The sequence below is a fragment of the Mesorhizobium sp. M0106 genome, assembly GCF_040322715.1.
Classification (GTDB): domain Bacteria; phylum Pseudomonadota; class Alphaproteobacteria; order Rhizobiales; family Rhizobiaceae; genus Mesorhizobium.
On the sequence record NZ_JAMYUA010000010.1, the window covers coordinates 25821 to 41315 of the forward strand.

At 64.2% G+C, this 15495-nt stretch carries 17 protein-coding genes; 4 read left to right on the forward strand and 13 right to left on the reverse strand.

The features are described 5' to 3' along the window. The 4 genes from sdhA to NKJ55_RS12445 form a co-directional block, all read right to left on the reverse strand. Positions 1-1839 carry a succinate dehydrogenase flavoprotein subunit gene (gene sdhA / locus NKJ55_RS12430; protein ID WP_023679766.1) on the reverse strand — a complete coding sequence of 613 codons (1839 nt, stop codon included), beginning with the start codon at positions 1837-1839 and terminating at the stop codon, positions 1-3. A 4-nt stretch (positions 1840-1843) separates the two neighbouring features. Continuing rightward, positions 1844-2239, reverse strand: coding sequence for a succinate dehydrogenase, hydrophobic membrane anchor protein (gene sdhD / locus NKJ55_RS12435; protein ID WP_292663226.1), 396 nt, complete (start codon positions 2237-2239; stop codon positions 1844-1846). Position 2240: 1 nt separating this feature from the next. Continuing rightward, the gene (gene sdhC / locus NKJ55_RS12440) at positions 2241-2660 is read right to left on the reverse strand and encodes a succinate dehydrogenase, cytochrome b556 subunit (protein ID WP_352450156.1); all 420 of its coding nucleotides are present in this window, start codon (positions 2658-2660) and stop codon (positions 2241-2243) included. Positions 2661-2902: 242 nt separating this feature from the next. Beyond that, a complete protein-coding gene (locus tag NKJ55_RS12445) occupies positions 2903-3283 on the reverse strand; it encodes a hypothetical protein (protein WP_352450157.1) in 381 nt (126 codons plus the stop codon). Between the two features lie 255 nt (positions 3284-3538). Here NKJ55_RS12445 and NKJ55_RS12450 point away from each other — a divergent pair, with 255 nt between their 5' ends. Then, on the forward strand, positions 3539-3898 hold the full coding sequence (locus NKJ55_RS12450) for a hypothetical protein (RefSeq protein WP_352450158.1): 360 nt from the start codon (positions 3539-3541) through the stop codon (positions 3896-3898). Here NKJ55_RS12450 and NKJ55_RS12455 read toward each other — a convergent pair. Both NKJ55_RS12455 and NKJ55_RS12460 read right to left on the reverse strand, forming a co-directional pair. Continuing rightward, positions 3882-5102: a GGDEF domain-containing protein gene (locus NKJ55_RS12455; protein WP_352450159.1), complete on the reverse strand. Its 1221-nt coding sequence runs from the start codon at positions 5100-5102 to the stop codon at positions 3882-3884. The two genes, NKJ55_RS12450 and NKJ55_RS12455, sit on opposite strands and share 17 nt — an antisense overlap. A 76-nt stretch (positions 5103-5178) precedes the next feature. Next, positions 5179-6375 carry a GGDEF domain-containing protein gene (locus NKJ55_RS12460; protein WP_352450160.1) on the reverse strand — a complete coding sequence of 399 codons (1197 nt, stop codon included), beginning with the start codon at positions 6373-6375 and terminating at the stop codon, positions 5179-5181. Positions 6376-6536: 161 nt separating this feature from the next. On the opposite strand from NKJ55_RS12460, the gene NKJ55_RS12465 reads away from it, so the two are divergent. Further along, a complete protein-coding gene (locus NKJ55_RS12465; RefSeq protein ID WP_023679773.1) occupies positions 6537-6848 on the forward strand; it encodes a hypothetical protein in 312 nt (103 codons plus the stop codon). Positions 6849-6906: 58 nt separating this feature from the next. Here NKJ55_RS12465 and leuC read toward each other — a convergent pair whose 3' ends face one another. The 5 genes from leuC to rplS all read right to left on the reverse strand — a co-directional run bounded on the left by leuC (position 6907) and on the right by rplS (position 11922). Beyond that, entirely contained in the window at positions 6907-8316 is a 1410-nt protein-coding gene (gene leuC / locus NKJ55_RS12470; RefSeq protein WP_352450161.1) for a 3-isopropylmalate dehydratase large subunit, read from the reverse strand. A gap of 242 nt (positions 8317-8558) precedes the next feature. Next, positions 8559-9194 carry a class I SAM-dependent DNA methyltransferase gene (locus NKJ55_RS12475; protein ID WP_352450162.1) on the reverse strand — a complete coding sequence of 212 codons (636 nt, stop codon included), beginning with the start codon at positions 9192-9194 and terminating at the stop codon, positions 8559-8561. A 52-nt stretch (positions 9195-9246) separates the two neighbouring features. Next, positions 9247-10062: an amino acid ABC transporter permease gene (locus tag NKJ55_RS12480; protein ID WP_352450163.1), complete on the reverse strand. Its 816-nt coding sequence runs from the start codon at positions 10060-10062 to the stop codon at positions 9247-9249. Between the two features lie 266 nt (positions 10063-10328). Beyond that, entirely contained in the window at positions 10329-11126 is a 798-nt protein-coding gene (locus tag NKJ55_RS12485) for a transporter substrate-binding domain-containing protein (RefSeq protein ID WP_031212709.1), read from the reverse strand. Positions 11127-11382: 256 nt separating this feature from the next. Next, the gene (gene rplS / locus NKJ55_RS12490) at positions 11383-11922 is read right to left on the reverse strand and encodes a 50S ribosomal protein L19 (protein ID WP_023679779.1); all 540 of its coding nucleotides are present in this window, start codon (positions 11920-11922) and stop codon (positions 11383-11385) included. Positions 11923-12304: 382 nt separating this feature from the next. Between rplS and NKJ55_RS12495 the strand changes: the two genes are divergently transcribed. After that, a complete protein-coding gene (locus NKJ55_RS12495) occupies positions 12305-13057 on the forward strand; it encodes a sulfite exporter TauE/SafE family protein (protein WP_023679781.1) in 753 nt (250 codons plus the stop codon). Between the two features lie 89 nt (positions 13058-13146). Here NKJ55_RS12495 and trmD read toward each other — a convergent pair whose 3' ends face one another. Continuing rightward, a complete protein-coding gene (trmD, locus tag NKJ55_RS12500; RefSeq protein WP_352450164.1) occupies positions 13147-13842 on the reverse strand; it encodes a tRNA (guanosine(37)-N1)-methyltransferase TrmD in 696 nt (231 codons plus the stop codon). Next, the gene (rimM, locus tag NKJ55_RS12505; RefSeq protein WP_352450165.1) at positions 13839-14438 is read right to left on the reverse strand and encodes a ribosome maturation factor RimM; all 600 of its coding nucleotides are present in this window, start codon (positions 14436-14438) and stop codon (positions 13839-13841) included. Before rimM ends, trmD begins: the two co-directional genes overlap by 4 nt. Before the next feature lie 114 nt (positions 14439-14552). Here rimM and NKJ55_RS12510 point away from each other — a divergent pair, with 114 nt between their 5' ends. Beyond that, complete coding sequence (locus NKJ55_RS12510) at positions 14553-15491, forward strand: tyrosine recombinase XerC (protein WP_352450166.1); 939 nt, start codon at positions 14553-14555, stop codon at positions 15489-15491. Positions 15492-15495: the final 4 nt, after the last annotated feature.

Genomic DNA, 15495 nt, shown 5'->3' on the forward strand with positions numbered 1-15495 from the left:
TCAATACACCCTGGCCTTCGGCGCGATCTTGGCCGGGTTGATGCCGCCGTCTGCTTCCTTAAGCAGCGTTTCGGTGTGCACCGGCCGGTAGGTGAGCGCCACCTCGCCGGCCTCGTTGAGCCGAGCCAGCGTATGCTTGCGCCAGTTGGCGTCGTCGCGGGCCGAAAAGTCCTCCCGCGCGTGCGCGCCGCGGCTTTCCTTGCGCGCCTCGGCGCCGTAGACGGTGGTGATGGCGTTGGCCATCAGGTTTTCCAGCTCCAGCGTCTCGACCAAGTCGGAGTTCCAGATCATCGAGCGGTCAAACACCTTGACGTCGCCGAGTTCACCCCAGATCTGCGAAATGCGCCTGCAGCCGCTTTCCAGCGATTCCTGGGTGCGGAACACCGCCGCGTCCTCCTGCATCGCCTTCTGCATCTTTTCGCGCAAAACCGCTGTCGGCGTCGAGCCGTTGGCGTGACGCAGCCGGTCGAAGCGGTCCATGATCTTTTCGACGGCGGCCTCGTTGGGCGAAGGGATCGCCGATGTGCGGTCGATCACCTGGCCGGCCCGGATTGCCGCCGCACGGCCGAACACCACCAGGTCGATCAGCGAGTTGGAGCCCAGCCGGTTAGCACCGTGCACCGAGGCGCAGCCGGCTTCGCCGACCGCCATCAGCCCGGGCGACACCTGGTCCGGATTCGACGCCGTCGGGTTCAGCACCTCGCCCCAGTAATTGGTCGGCACGCCGCCCATATTGTAGTGGACCGTCGGCAGCACCGGGATCGGCTCCTTGGTCAGGTCGACGCCGGCAAAGATCTTTGCCGATTCCGAAATACCCGGAAGCCTCTCGTGCAGAACGGCCGGGTCGAGATGGTCGAGATGCAGGAAAATGTGATCCTTCTTCGGGCCGACGCCGCGGCCCTCGCGGATTTCCAGCGTCATGCAGCGCGAGACCACGTCGCGCGAAGCCAGATCCTTGGCTGACGGCGCGTAGCGCTCCATGAAGCGCTCGCCCTCGGAATTGACGAGATAGCCGCCCTCGCCGCGCGCGCCCTCGGTGATCAGGCAGCCGGCGCCGTATATGCCGGTCGGGTGGAACTGCACGAACTCCATATCCTGCAGCGGCAGGCCTGCGCGTGCGGCCATGCCGCCGCCATCGCCGGTGCAGGTATGCGCCGAGGTGGCCGAGAAATAGGCGCGGCCATAGCCGCCGGTCGCCAACACCACCATCTTGGCCGAAAAGCGGTGGATGGTGCCGTCGTCGAGGTTCCAGGCGACGACGCCGGTGCAGGTGCCGTCCGGCTCCATGATCAGGTCGAGCGCGAAATACTCGATGAAGAACTGCGCATTGTGCTTCAGCGACTGGCCGTAGAGCGTGTGCAGCATGGCGTGGCCGGTGCGGTCGGCGGCCGCACAGGTGCGCTGCACCGGCGGCCCCTCGCCGAAATTCATCATCATGCCGCCGAACGGCCGCTGGTAGATTTTCCCGTCCTCGGTGCGGCTGAAGGGAACGCCGTAGTGCTCGAGCTCGTAGACCGCCGCCGGCGCTTCGCGCACCATGTATTCTTGAGCGTCGGTGTCGCCCAGCCAATCTGAGCCTTTGACGGTGTCGAAGAGATGCCACTGCCAGTTGTCGGGACCCATATTGGCGAGCGAGGCGGCGATGCCGCCCTGCGCCGCAACCGTATGCGAGCGCGTCGGGAACACTTTGGTGATGCAGGCGGTGCGCAGGCCCTGTTCGGCCATCCCGAGCGCGGCGCGCAGGCCGGCGCCGCCGGCGCCGACGACCACGACGTCGAATTTGTGATCGACATAGCTATAGGCGGAAGCCGTGTTGGCGTTCTTCGCGTCCTTGGCCAAAAAATCAGCCTCCAAATGCCAGTTTAAGCAGGGCGAAGACCGAAGCGACGCCGACGACTACGGGAAAGAATGTGTTGAGGGCGAGCAGCGCCAGCCTGGTGCCTTCGCCATGCACATAGTCTTCGATGATCGCCTGCATGCCGAGCCGCATGTGGTAGAGCACCGACAACAGCACCAGCGCCAGCACCAGTGCAACGAACGGATTGGCAAGTGCGGCGCGCACCTCGAGATAGCTGGCGCCGTTGAGTGCGATCAGGAAGCCGACGAAGAACAGGACCAGCGGGATGTTGGAGATCGCCGTCAGCCGCTGGCGCCAGAAATGGCCGGTGCCCTCGCGGGCGGAACCGAGGCCGCGGACCTTGGCCAGCGGCGTGCGCATGTCGGTGTTCTTGCCGTTCATGTCAGGCTCCCCGCGCCATGTAGCCGGCGATCCAGATCAGCAGCGTCAACGTGACCGAGCCGGCAAGCGTCGCCCAGGCGATCCTCGATGCCGTATGCTTTTCCAGCCCTGCCCCAGTGTCCCAGATAAGATGGCGCACGCCGCCCAGCATGTGGTGCATCAGCGCCCAGCTGTAGCCGAACAGCACCAGCCGTCCCAGCCACGAGCCGAAGGCCCAGTTGACGGCATTGAAGGTCGCCTCCGAACTCGCCGCCGCCATCAGCCACAGCGCGACCAGCAGCGTGCCGAAATAGAGCGCCCCGCCGGTGATACGATGGATGATCGACATCGTCATGGTGATCGGCGGCCGATAGACGGTCAGATGCGGCGAAAGCGGCCGTTCACGTCTGGCAAATTCGCGGGTGGCTGGTGATTTGCTCATGGCTCCCCCAGTTCGGCGTCTCTGGAGCCTCAGGTGGGAATGCGGCATTACCGCTTCCGGTTGCGACTTCGGACAGCCGGTTTCTAATGCTCTTTTTGCACCGCGTCAAAGCCGGAAAACCGTTTCGAAAACGTAATTTAGTCTGATGAAAGCGAGGCTTTCAGCTTCAATCGATTAGGGCTGTCGCCTTGCGCCGGCACAATGTCGCCGCACTGCAAAATATGGCTGGCGCAAGCGGCGGATCAGCGCTTGCAGGCCAGCGGTGATGCACCGCCCTTCATCACCAGCGCCTCACGCCCATCGATCACGATTGCGTCATGCGCCTCGCCGTAACGGCTGGTCTGATTGGCCGGTGACGCCGGCAGCTCGGCGCTGGCGCCGTTCTGGCCGAGGACGCGCACCGACGTGCCGAGATTCTCGATGGTCATCACGCTACCGTCGGCGCAGTTGTAAGTAGCTGTGCGCGGCTGCGGTGCCGTCGGTTCACTAGCCGCGGGAGCAAGCGACACGGAAGCGGCGGCCGTGTTGCCGAGCTTGGGCGCGCTGGTCTGCGGCGCGCAGGCGGCTGCAGCCAGCAGCGGCGGAATGGCTAGCGCCATCCGAAACGTGCGGCGTAATCTCATTTGCTGCTTTCCCCACCGCGTATCGAGCCCGCCGCGATGCTCCGGCAAGCCACCGGATTTCATGCTTTTTGAGTCGCGCCCGATGCTGGGGATGGTGGAAACAAGGCATGGCCGAATGATGGCCGGTGGGCGATTGAGTATTAATCATATTTTCCGAGACCTCGCCCCTGCTGCGGTTGCCCTCTTAACAAAGGTTAATAAAAGGTTAATTTCTGATTCGAGGAGGCTTGCCTCTCAGCAATGGAGCAGCACGCCATGCATTCGAATTCAGCAGGATCGCGCCTTCCCTGGTTCCTATTGGCGGCGCTCGCCGTCGGCGTCGTCGCACCGGCATTCGCCGGGACGCGTCATCATGACCGCGTCTATGCCGATTCCTTCGGCAATCTCGTCATCGACAGCGCCGCCGGCTACAAGCGTATCCTCGTTGGCGAGGGCAAGCTGGCCAAGGAATTGTCCGACTACACCAGCGCCGGCCAGCCCGACGTGATCTACGAAAACGAATCGGACGATGTCCGCGGCGGCGACTGCTATAGGCCGCCGGTTTTCGTCAAGGGCCGCAGCTATATGTACGGCCTCTCCGACGGCGAAATGCCGGAGCTCAGCCCCTGCCGCTGACGGCCACGCCGCCCTTGGTTGACGGCGCCGGCAGGGCAACAGCCGGCCCCACCGAGACACGCACGCAATCGCGACCGCTGCCCTTCGCCTGATAGAGCGCTTTGTCGGCGCGCCGCAGCAGGTCGGAAAAGCTTTCGCCCGGACCAAGCTCGGCAACGCCAAAGCTGGCGCTGCAGCGGTGATCCGCGGGCAGGCAGTCGATCGGCGTGGCACCGAAGGCGCTACGCGTGCCCTCGGCAAAGAGCCGGGCGGCGGCTAGATTGGTCCCCGGCAGGAAAATAGCGAATTCCTCGCCGCCGATGCGGCCGGCGACCTGATGGTCGGCCGCGGCATCGCGGAGAAAACCGGCAAAGGTCTCGATGACCCGATCGCCCGACGCGTGGCCGTAAGTATCGTTGATGCGCTTGAAATGGTCGAGATCGGCAATGACCAGTGCCGCTGGAACGGCGCGCCGCATGGCGTCACGCAGTGCGATCTCGGCATGGCGCTCGAAGCCGCCACGGTTGAGCAGCCGCGAAAGCGTGTCGGTTTCCGATTTCGACGTCGCCTCGGCGAGCACGTCGCGGACCAGGATAGCCAATGTCACCAGCGCAAGCGCCAGGCCGAACACGGTGCCGACCGACTGCGACACCAACGCATAGCTGGTCTGCGCATAAGATTGCGGGTTGGCGCCCCAGCCACCAAGCGCATGGGCGATGAAGGGTTTGCTGGCGAACTGCAAGGTGCTGGCCGCCAGGACAGCCATCAGCATATAGTCGAGCCGCTCGCGTCTTTGCCTGGACGACAAGACGATCGCCAGCCCGGTGAACTGCATGGCCGCATAGGGAAGCTGGTAGGCCGCCATTCGCACAAAGGATTGGCGTGGCAGGTCCTGCACGAAGTAGACCGCGAGGGTGGCGAAGACCAGGAAGAACAGCATCGGCGGCCAAGGCGGCGAAACGCGGTATTTATGGGCAAGCCCGCCATTGAAGGCGACGGTAGCGCCAAGGAAGGCGGCAAAGGCGGCGACAACCACGGGGCGCGCATTGTCGAAGGCAGGAATGCTGAACTCGATCGCGAAATAAGCCGTGCCGAGTACATAGCCGAACGCCAGCCAGCGTGCCGACACCCGGCCGGCGTCATAGACCGCGATCGTCATGAAGGCCGCCGCCAGCAGCCCGGCAACGAACAGGTTGATCAGCAGGATGAAATTAGCGCTGCCCATGGCGTTTTGGCACTCCCCCCGAACAGCAAATCACCAACGCGCGAAAAAGACGTTAATTCGAAGCCGCCGCTGACGCTCAGCCAGCACTGGTCCGATTGGGAAGGACGACCGTTTCAGGCCGCTGATAGGACAGGCATACGCTGTCGCGGCCACTCCTTTTGGCTTTGTAGAGCGCTTCGTCGGCGCGGCGCATCAGCGGGTCCAGCCCTTCGTCGCTGGTGCGGGCGGCCACGCCGAAGCTCGCGGTCACTCTTGTGTCGGACGGAAGTCCGTCGATTCTGCCCGCCGAATAGACCGTGCGAATGGCTTCGGCAAACAGTCTTGCCGCGCCAAGGTCGCTGAGCGGCAACAGCACGGCGAACTCTTCGCCGCCGATACGGCCGGCAACGCCGCGCGTACCTGCAGCCGACAGAAGCTGGGCAGCGAAGTCGGCGATGACGCGATCGCCGGCCGCGTGGCCATGCTGATCGTTGAGCGCCTTGAAATGATCGAGATCGGCAAGCACCAGAGCAACCGGCAATTGCGCCGTGGCACAGTGCTGCAGGACAAGCATGGCGCGCTCCTCGAAGCCGCGGCGGTTGAGCAGGCCCGACAGCGGGTCTGTCAGGGTTTCGGTCTTCAGGGCCTTCATCACATCGAGCGCGGCGGCGCCGAACAGGCAAAGCGCAATAAGCAGCGACAGCAATGCATGCGACAGCAGCGCCGTCGTCCAATAGGACGAGGAGTAAAGCCCTTCATAGCTGGTGAACGGCCCATGCGCGATGACGACGGCAAGCGTCCGCGCCAGGAAGTTCAGGCCGGAAAGCAGCGACAGCACGAACAGGATCATTTCTGTCGGGCCGTTGTTGCGCACCACGCGCAACTCGGCGGCGACAACCAGGCTGATGCCGCCGAAGCTGAAATTGATGGCAAGGATGCGCCAGGTGAGATCCGGCCGGGCAAAAAGAAACCAGGAGAACGCGGCCAGGCCGCCGCAGGCCAGAATGCCGACCGCCGGGTAAGGCACGCGCCGCCCATAGCGCGCAATGACCGCGCCGGCGAGACAGCAGGTGGCGAAGGTGAAGCACAGGATCGAGATGAGCTTGGTCGGTGCCATGCCGACCGGCAGCGTGAAATACTGGAGCAGGAAGCCTGCGGCCGAGGCCGAGTAGCCCGCCGCCAGCACGCCCAGATAGGGACGGTGGCGCTGATAGAACCACAGCACGAGAAATGCCGCGCCGAGTGTGAGGGCGATGCCTGGATTGAGCAGCGCTATGAGCAGGCCGGTGTCCAAGCGCTGTAATTTCCCCTCGCTTCCCCTTGGAGCACCTTAGAGCGGAAGCCCAAACAAGCGGTTAAGCGAAAGCGAATATACGACAGGTGCGTCGACAAAGCCGCTGGGCGGAACCGCGAACGGCGAGCGGCGTTTCACGACGGCAACCAGGAGACGCTCCGATGGCCGACACGATCATGCTGACCGATCACGATGCAATTCGCTCATGGGCCGCGGCACGCGCCGGCTTTCCGGCGATCGTCGACGTGTCGCCCGAAGCCGGAACGCAGCCCATGCTGAGGCTGGTCTTCGGCCAGCATGCCTACCAGGACCAGGATGAGGCCGAACGCCCGGTCAATGCCGGCGGCTATGAACTGGTCGAATGGGACGAATGGTTCAAACTCTTCGACGAGCGCCAACTGGCGCTGGTCGTCGCAAAGGACCAACCCGGCCGCCGTGAGGGATTCCATGAATTCGTCAGGCGGCCCGACTGAAGAATGCCCGAACCGCATTGCGGCTCGGGCTCCTCATATCCGACTGCGCGCGCCTGCCCTATTTCCACTCGCGGATGTCGACGAAATGGCCGGCGATCGCCGCCGCCGCGGCCATTGCCGGCGACACCAGATGCGTCCGGCCCTTGAAGCCTTGGCGCCCCTCGAAATTGCGATTCGAGGTCGAGGCGCAGCGCTCATGCGGCTTCAGCCGGTCGTCGTTCATGGCAAGGCACATCGAGCAGCCCGGCTCACGCCAGTCAAAGCCGGCGGCGACAAAGATCTTGTCGAGGCCTTCGGCCTCTGCCTGTTCCTTGACCAGGCCGGAGCCCGGCACGATCATCGCACTGACCCGCGGATTGACTTGTCTGCCCTCGATCACCTTGGCGGCGGCGCGCAGATCCTCGATGCGGCCATTGGTGCAGGAGCCGATGAAGACGCGATCGAGTTCGATATCGGTGATCTTGGTGCCCGGCTTCAGGCCCATATAGTCGAGTGCGCGCTGCTTGGAGGTGCGCTTGTTCTCATCAGTGATGTCGTCCGGGTTCGGCACGATGCCTTGCACCGAGACCACGTCCTCGGGCGAGGAGCCCCAGGAGACGATCGGCGGCAGCTTTGCCGCGTCGAGCACGACCACCTTGTCGAAATGCGCGCCTTCGTCGGACTGCAGCGTCTTCCAGTAGGCGAGCGCGGCGTCCCAGGCTTCGCCCTTGGGGGCGCGCGGCTTGTCCTTGACATAGGCGAAGGTGGTCTCGTCGGGCGCGATCAGGCCGGCGCGGGCGCCGGCTTCGATCGACATGTTGCAGATCGTCATGCGGCCTTCCATCGACAGCGCACGGATTGCCTCGCCGGCATATTCGATGACATAGCCGGTGCCGCCGGCCGTGCCGATCTCGCCGATGATGGCGAGGATGATGTCCTTGGCGGTGACGCCTTCCGGCAGTGCGCCGTCGACGCGCACCAGCATGTTCTTGGCCTTGCGCTGGATCAGCGTCTGCGTCGCCAGCACATGCTCGACTTCCGAGGTGCCGATGCCATGCGCCAGCGCCCCGAACGCGCCATGCGTCGAGGTGTGGCTGTCGCCGCAGACGATGGTCATGCCCGGCAGCGTAAAGCCTTGCTCGGGACCGATGATGTGGACGATGCCCTGGCGGATATCCTTCTCGGAATAATATTCGATGCCGAAATCCTTGGCGTTCTTGGCCAGCGCCTCGACCTGGATGCGGCTTTCCTCGTTCTTGATGCCGAACTTGCGCTCGGGCGAGGTCGACACATTGTGGTCGACCACGGCCAGCGTCTTTTCCGGATGCCGAACCTTGCGGCCGGTTATGCGCAGGCCTTCGAAAGCTTGCGGGCTGGTGACTTCGTGGACCAGATGGCGGTCGATATAGAGCAGGCAGGTGCCGTCGTCCTGGCGGTCGACAACATGGTCGTCGAAAATCTTGTCGTAGAGGGTGCGGGGTGCGCTCATTTGCGTAAATCCGTCGATTTAAAAAGGGAAAACGACGCCGGTCGGACCGGCGAAACAGCCTGGCGAGTCTGGCCTAGCTAAGTCGGCTGGTCAGCGCCCCGCAGACGCGCGCGGAAAATCGCGACGGCAGGCGTTTCCTGTCCTGCAGCACGAAACCTTTATAGGCCGGATCGCCAAAAAGCTCTTCCATGGCGCTGCTCATATCAATGTTTTGGCTTTTCAGCAATCGCGTCTGCCTTCGCTCACAGCACCTCGAACACGAAGGTCTTCACCAGCGCGTCGGGCTCGGCGATTGCGTAGCAGCGGAACCACGGGCTCTCCTCGACCGGCCGCCATTTTTTCGCCTGCTCCAGTTCGCCAAACACGGCTTGAAACCCGCCGCTTTCAAACACCTGGTCGCGGACCGTGAAGATGGCGTGGCCGCCCGTCCTGGTGATGCGTACCAGTTCATGCAGGCCCGACGCCGGTGCGTGGCTGATGGTGAACACGCCGGTCGAGAAAAAGGCGCGGAAATACCCGTCCGCCCAAGGCAATGGCCCGCCGAGCATCGCCTGTTTCAGCTCGCTGTAGGCCTGCCGGCTGCCGGCGATTTTCAGCATGTCCTGCGACAGGTCGAGCCCGGCAATATCGTGGTAGCCGAGTGCCTTCAGGGATGGCCCCGACAGGCCGGTGCCGCAGCCGGCGTCGAGCAGCGGCCCTTCGCCCGCCGGCACATGGCGCGCCACCCAGGCGGTGATCAGGAACGGCAGGAGATAGCCGAGCGCCGCGGTTTCGCCGTCATAGGTCGCGGCCCATTGCGCATAGGCCTTGGCGAGCGTCTCAGGCGTGTCGGCCGTATAGACCGCTTCCAGCGCCGCATTGGCCTTGTCGATGATCATGGGTCCTCCCCGGTCGCGTCCGATCGATGGTAGCGCCGTTTTCGCCTGCCTTCTATTCCCCATGCTGGTGGCGGAGCCGCTTCTCCAGCGCCCGCAAGACCAACGATAGGCCAACGGTCAGGATGAGATAGATATAGGCGACGATCGAATAGGTTTCGAAGAAGCGGAACGAGCCAGCGGCGTAGATCTTGCCCATCTGGGTGATGTCGGCGACGCCGAGCACCGAGACCAGCGAGGAATCCTTGACCATGGCGACGAAATCATTGCCGAGCGGCGGCAGGATGGTGCGGATCGCCTGCGGAAAGATGACCAGCCGGAAGAGCTGGGTGCGCGTCAGCCCGAGCGCCTTGGCCGCCTCGATCTGCCCCTTCTCGACCGCCTGGATACCGGCGCGGAACACCTCCGAGATGAAGGCGGAATAGCCGATGGTCAGCGCCATGACGGCGCGCCAAAGCAACGACACGTCGCGTACCAGCAGCTCACCGAAGAGGCCGGCGCTTTGCAGCGGCGCCGTCAGCGCGTTCCATGCCGCGACGAAGGCCGGCGCCCCGGCAAAGGCGATCCAGAACAACAGCACCAGCATCGGCACGCCGCGGATGATCTCGACGTAGAAGCGGCCGATCTGGCTGAGCCAGCGTGAGCCCGACAGGCCCATCAGCGCGACGCCGAGGCCGATCGCGCAAGCCAGCGCGAAGGCGACCACCGTGACGAAGATGGTGACGCCGATGCCCTTGGCGACGGTTGCGAAGACCTGGGCATAGAGGTCGCTGGCAGCGATGAAGATGGCGGCGGCCAAGGCGATCGCCACGGCCACGGCAAGCCACCACGGGAAGTCGGATTTGGCTGAGGCGAGAGGCGCCGACGGCATCAAGCGGTACCGATAACAGAGTCACGAAGGCAGCGTTCTGTCACACCCCCCTCTGGCCTGCCGGCCATCTCCCCCTCAAGGGGGGAGATCGGCAGCTTTGACCTCGCGGCCCGTTCTGCAACACTGAAAATTGGCGAAAGCCGATGCGAAATCCGATCTCCCCCCTTGAGGGGGAGATGTCCGGCAGGCCAGAGGGGGGTGTACGAGCGCAGAGTCAGCGCGAGTTCCCGCGCACAATCGTCATGAAATGCGCGCAACAAGCGGGCCTACTGCCCCATCTTGTAGTCGAGGAACCACTTCTTGTTGAGCGCGTCGAGCGTACCGTCGGCCTTGAGCGCGGCGATTGCCGCGTTGACCGGCTTCACCAGGTCGGAGCCCTTGGGGAAGATGAAACCGAAATCCTCGGTGCCGAGTGGGCCGCCGATCAGCTTAAGGCCGCCGTTGGACGCATCGACATAGCCCTTGCCGGCAGTGCCGTCGGTGAGCACGACGTCGACGTCGCCGGCCTTCAGCGCCTGCACCGTCGCGCCGAATGTCTCGAACAGCTTGATGCGCGGGTTCTGCTCGTTGCCGTCGAGCACGCTGTAGACGGCGGTGTAGAAGGGCGTGGTGCCGGCCTGCGCGCCGATCAGCCCGTCCTTGAAGGCGGCGAACGTCTTGGCATCGGTGAAGCGCTTCTCGTCGCCGCGCACCAGCATGAACTGTTCCGAGCGCATATACGGGTCGGAGAAATCGACCTTCTGCTTGCGGTCGTCCTTGATGGTGATGCCGGTCATGCCGATGTTGTACTGATTGTCGGAAACCGCCTGGATCATCGCGTCCCAAGAGGTATTCTGGTACTCGACCTTGAAATTCAGCCGTTTGGCGATCTCGTTCATCGCGTCATATTCCCAACCGATCTGCTTGCCGGTCTTGGCATCGATGAACTGCAGCGGCGGATAGGCGTTTTCGGTCACCACCACCACCTTCTTGCCGCCGAGGTCGGGCAGCGCCTGCGCCAGAGCCGCGACCGGCACGAGAAGGCAAGCCAGCAGGCCGGCCAGCAGCAGTTTCGAATTTATCATGACTATGCTCCCCAGGAACTGAACCGCCTCGATCGACCGAGGCATGTAGGAAATCCGGCGCCGACTTTAGCTTTCCGCAGGCGCCTTGCAAGCCGCTCCGATGCGGCGCTCGGCACGAAAATGAATTCCAATGCTTTCAACGGCGGCAATTACAGAACGATCCGTATCGATTGCGGACCGGCAAAATCGAATCCACCTCGCGAAATAAAAAGGCGGCCGAAGCCGCCTTTCCAAAACCATGAGTTTTGAAGACGCCTTATTCGGCGGCAGTTGCTTCCGCGGCCTTGGCGGCCTCGTCGGCGGCCTTCTTCTCGGCGGCGTCCTGCGCGGCCTTCTCGGCGGCCAGCGCCTGGGCGGCGGCCACTTTCTCGGCCTCGATGCGCGCCTTCTCGGCGTTCAGCGCATCGCGCTCTTCGTCGTTTAGCTTGCGGGCGCGCACACCGGTGTTTTCCGAAATGCGGGCCGACTTGCCGCGACGGTCACGCAAATAGTACAGCTTGGCGCGACGCACCTTGCCGCGGCGCACGATCTCGACGCCCTCGACCATCGGCGAATAGACCGGGAACACACGCTCCACGCCTTCGCCGTAGGAGATCTTGCGGACGGTGAAGTTTTCCTGGAAGCCGGCGCCGGCGCGGGCGATGACGACGCCCTCATAGGCCTGCACGCGGGTGCGGGTGCCTTCGGTCACGCGGACCTGGACGCGCACGGTATCGCCGGGCTGGAATTCGGGGAGCTTGCGCTTGGCTTCGATCTTGGCGGCCTGCTCGGCCTCAAGCTGACGGAGGATGTCCATCTCATAGATCCACTTCTTGTTCTTCCGACAGTCAGAGCGTCCGACACTCGCCTTGCAGTCGCATCGACCGCTCGGCTATGCCCTTCGTTCGAGAACGTCTGTTCGAGAACATCGGGCAGGGGCGACTACACCGTCATTGTTGACGGGCCAGAAGATCGCTCTTGGCAGATTTTTCTTCCGGTTCGGCGCGCACATACAGCTATTTCGGCGCTTTGTCACGTCTTCGCCGTTTCTTTTTTGGGCCGTTTCTTTTTTGCGCTGCTTTTTGGGCTGGCGCCCGCTGTGGCAATCCCGTGATCGCTTGTGGTCTAGGGGGTTGCGCCCGCGCGTCAAGCTTTCTAAGCCGGAAGACAGGCATTTTCCTCCAGCGACGACACCCCTCATGCCAATCTTGGACGCGGTCCTGCTCTTTCTCGCCGGCTTTCTATCAGGCGCGGTCAACGCCGTTGCCGGCGGCGGCACGTTCATAACCTTTGGCGCCATGACACTGGCCGGCCTGCCGCCGATCGTCGCCAATGCGACATCGTCGGTGACGCAATTTCCTGGCTACATCACCTCGACGCTCGCCTATTGGCACGACATCAAGCATTTCTGGCGCGGCGCACTGCTGCTCAGCCTCATTTCGGCTCTCGGTGCGCTGTCTGGCGCGCTTATCCTTCTAGGGCTCGACAACCCGTCGTTCCGCGCCTTGGTGCCGTGGCTGCTGCTGGCGGCAACCGCACTGTTCGCTGCCGGGCCATGGCTGAAGCCGGCGCCCAAGCCGGAGCATGAGGCCGCGGTAGGTTCGCTGGTCGGGTCGCTGGCGCAGTTCGCCACCGCCGTCTATGGCGGCTTCTTCGGCGCCGGCATGGGCGTCATGATGCTGGCGACGCTCGGTCTCACCCAGTCCGGCGACTATCACCGGCTGAACGCACTGAAGAACATGCTGGCCGTGGTCATCGCTGCGGTTGCCATCCTCGTCTTCGTCTCGGGCGGCGTCATTGCCTGGCTGCAGGCGATCATCATGATCCCGGGTGGCGCGCTGGGCGGCTATGCCGGCGTCTGGATCGCCAGGCGCGTGCCGCAGAACGCGGTGCGCGGCTTCGTCATCGCCGTCGGCCTGTTCCTGGCTTTCTACTATTTCGATAAGGGCTGAGCGGCTCGACCATGATCCCGAAAAGTGGGATCCGGTTTTCGGAAAAGATCATGGTCAAACAGCAAGATGGAGTCTGATTCATCCCGATTTTATTGGGATGGATCAGGCTCCAGCAGATCCGGCCGTCGCTCCTTCGTCAGCCTCTCCGCTTCGGCCCGCCGCCACGCCGCGATCTTCCTGTGATTGCCCGAAATCAGCACTTCGGGAATCGGCCGGCCCTCGAACTCCTGCGGCCGCGTATAATGCGGATGTTCGAGCAGGCCGTTTTCAAAGCTCTCTTCCTCGCCCGATACCGCATTGCCCATGACGCCGGGCAGCAGGCGCACCACGGCGTCGAGCAGCACGAGTGCCGCCGGCTCGCCGCCGGACAGGATGAAGTCGCCGATCGAAACTTCTTCGAGGCCGCGCGCCTCGATGACCCGCTGGTCGACGCCTTCGAAGCGGCCGCAGACGATCACCGCACCCGGCCCAGCGGCGAGTTCGCGCACGCGTGCCTGGTTCAGCGGCTTGCCGCGCGGGCTCATCAGCAGGCGCGGACGTGGATCGCCTGCCGGCGAGGCGTGGTCGATGGCGCTGGCCAGCACGTCTGCCCGCATCACCATGCCGGCGCCGCCGCCGGCCGGCGTGTCATCGACGGTCCGGTGGCGATCGCTGGCAAAGTCGCGGATCTGGACTGTTTCGAGCGACCAAATGCCGGTCTCCAGCGCGCGGCCGGCTAGCGACAGGCCGAGCGCGCCGGGAAACATGTCGGGATAGAGCGTCAGCACCGAAGCCGAAAAACTCACCGGTTGCCTCCGGCGTCCCTCGGCCCGCGCGGCCTACCCTTGGGGTCGAAACCGTCGTCAGCGAGAGGCTCGCCGTCCTCGTCCTCGACCAACCCTGCGGCGGCTGGATCAACGCGGACAAAGCCGCCGGCGATCGACACTTCCGGAACGGCGGCCTGCGTGAACGGGATGAGCACCCCTTTGCGCCCCGCCAGCGTCACGTCGAGAATGTCGCCGCCGCCGAAATTGTGCACGGCGACGACCTTGCCGACGACCGCACCGGTGTCGTCCTTGACCTCCAGTCCGACGAGGTCGGCATGGTAGAATTCATCCTCTTCGCCCTCATCGGGCAACACCGAACGATCTACGAACAATTCGGTGCCGGCCAGCGCCTCGGCGGCATTGCGGTCGTTGACGCCTTTGAACCGCACCACCACCACGGTGTTGGCGGGCCTGATGTCGACGATCTGGAAGGCGCGGCCATCCCTGGCGTAGAGCGGACCGTAATCGGCCAGCGCCAGCGGGTCGCCGGTAAAGCTCTTGACGCGCAATTCGCCCTTGATGCCATGCGCGGCACCGATCACGGCCATCTGGACGGGGTTTTGCGGCTTGATCATCTGCGGAAAATCCTTTGCCTTGCTCTAACCCCAGCCCGTCGTCATTTCAATGACGCTGCTCTTCACCGCTTCCTAACCCGCGTGCCGGAAGATGGCGGGAACTGGAAGAGTGCAATGCAGGAATTCCTCATACCGGCAAAACCCGACCTGCAGGCGGCGCGCGAGGCCTGGCTGAAGATGCTGGCGCGCGAACGCCGGCTATCGCCCGAAACCGTCGAGGCCTATGAGCGCGACACGCGCCAGTTCCTGCATTTCCTGACCGGCCATTGCGGCGGCTCGCCCGGCATTTCCGACATCGCCGATCTGCGCCCCGCCGATTTGCGCGGCTTTCTCGCTGCCCGCCGTGCCGAGGGCGCCGGCGCCCGCACGCTCGGGCGCGGGCTGGCCGGCATCCGTTCGCTGCTGCGTTTCCTGGAACGGCGCGGCCTCGCCAATGCGGCAGGTGCGACAGCCTTGCGCGCGCCGCGGCAGCCGAAATCGCTGCCCAAGCCGCTGACCGCAAGCGATGCAAAACACGTCGTCTCGGTGGAAGGCCAACTGGCGGAGGAGCCGTGGATTGCCGCGCGCAACGCCGCCGTGCTGACCCTGCTCTATGGGTCCGGCTTGCGGATCTCCGAGGCGCTCGGCCTGTCGGGCGCCGATCTTTCCTCACCTGGTGATACCGTGCTGCGCGTCACCGGCAAGGGTGGCAAGACCCGGCTGGTGCCGGTGCTGCCGGTGGCGCTGCGGGCGATTGCCGAATACCGCCGCTTGTGTCCCTGGCATCTCGATCCCAAGGGCCTGCTGTTTCGCGGTGCCCGCGGCGGCCCACTCAACCCGGCAATCGTCCAGCGCGACATGGCCAAGCTGCGCTCGGCGCTCAACCTGCCCGACACGGCGACGCCGCATGCGCTGCGCCATTCCTTCGCCACGCATCTGCTAGGGCGGGGCGGCGACCTGCGCACCATCCAGGAGTTGCTCGGCCACGCCAGCCTGTCGACAACCCAGATATACACCGGCGTCGACACCGCCAGGCTGCTCGAGATTTACGAAGCAGCTCATCCTCGTACGTGATCGA

Excerpts from the sequence above, each read along its gene's own strand:
- sdhD (WP_292663226.1), bottom strand. The coding sequence starts at position 2,239 with ATGAACGGCAAGAACACCGACATGCGCACGCCGCTGGCCAAGGTCCGC.
- sdhC (WP_352450156.1), bottom strand. The coding sequence starts at position 2,660 with ATGAGCAAATCACCAGCCACCCGCGAATTTGCCAGACGTGAACGGCCG.
- NKJ55_RS12445 (WP_352450157.1), bottom strand. The coding sequence starts at position 3,283 with ATGAGATTACGCCGCACGTTTCGGATGGCGCTAGCCATTCCGCCGCTG.
- NKJ55_RS12450 (WP_352450158.1), top strand. The coding sequence starts at position 3,539 with ATGCATTCGAATTCAGCAGGATCGCGCCTTCCCTGGTTCCTATTGGCG.
- NKJ55_RS12455 (WP_352450159.1), bottom strand. The coding sequence starts at position 5,102 with ATGGGCAGCGCTAATTTCATCCTGCTGATCAACCTGTTCGTTGCCGGG.
- NKJ55_RS12465 (WP_023679773.1), top strand. The coding sequence starts at position 6,537 with ATGGCCGACACGATCATGCTGACCGATCACGATGCAATTCGCTCATGG.
- leuC (WP_352450161.1), bottom strand. The coding sequence starts at position 8,316 with ATGAGCGCACCCCGCACCCTCTACGACAAGATTTTCGACGACCATGTT.
- NKJ55_RS12475 (WP_352450162.1), bottom strand. The coding sequence starts at position 9,194 with ATGATCATCGACAAGGCCAATGCGGCGCTGGAAGCGGTCTATACGGCC.
- NKJ55_RS12480 (WP_352450163.1), bottom strand. The coding sequence starts at position 10,062 with ATGCCGTCGGCGCCTCTCGCCTCAGCCAAATCCGACTTCCCGTGGTGG.
- NKJ55_RS12485 (WP_031212709.1), bottom strand. The coding sequence starts at position 11,126 with ATGATAAATTCGAAACTGCTGCTGGCCGGCCTGCTGGCTTGCCTTCTC.
- rplS (WP_023679779.1), bottom strand. The coding sequence starts at position 11,922 with ATGGACATCCTCCGTCAGCTTGAGGCCGAGCAGGCCGCCAAGATCGAA.
- NKJ55_RS12495 (WP_023679781.1), top strand. The coding sequence starts at position 12,305 with ATGCCAATCTTGGACGCGGTCCTGCTCTTTCTCGCCGGCTTTCTATCA.
- rimM (WP_352450165.1), bottom strand. The coding sequence starts at position 14,438 with ATGATCAAGCCGCAAAACCCCGTCCAGATGGCCGTGATCGGTGCCGCG.
- NKJ55_RS12510 (WP_352450166.1), top strand. The coding sequence starts at position 14,553 with ATGCAGGAATTCCTCATACCGGCAAAACCCGACCTGCAGGCGGCGCGC.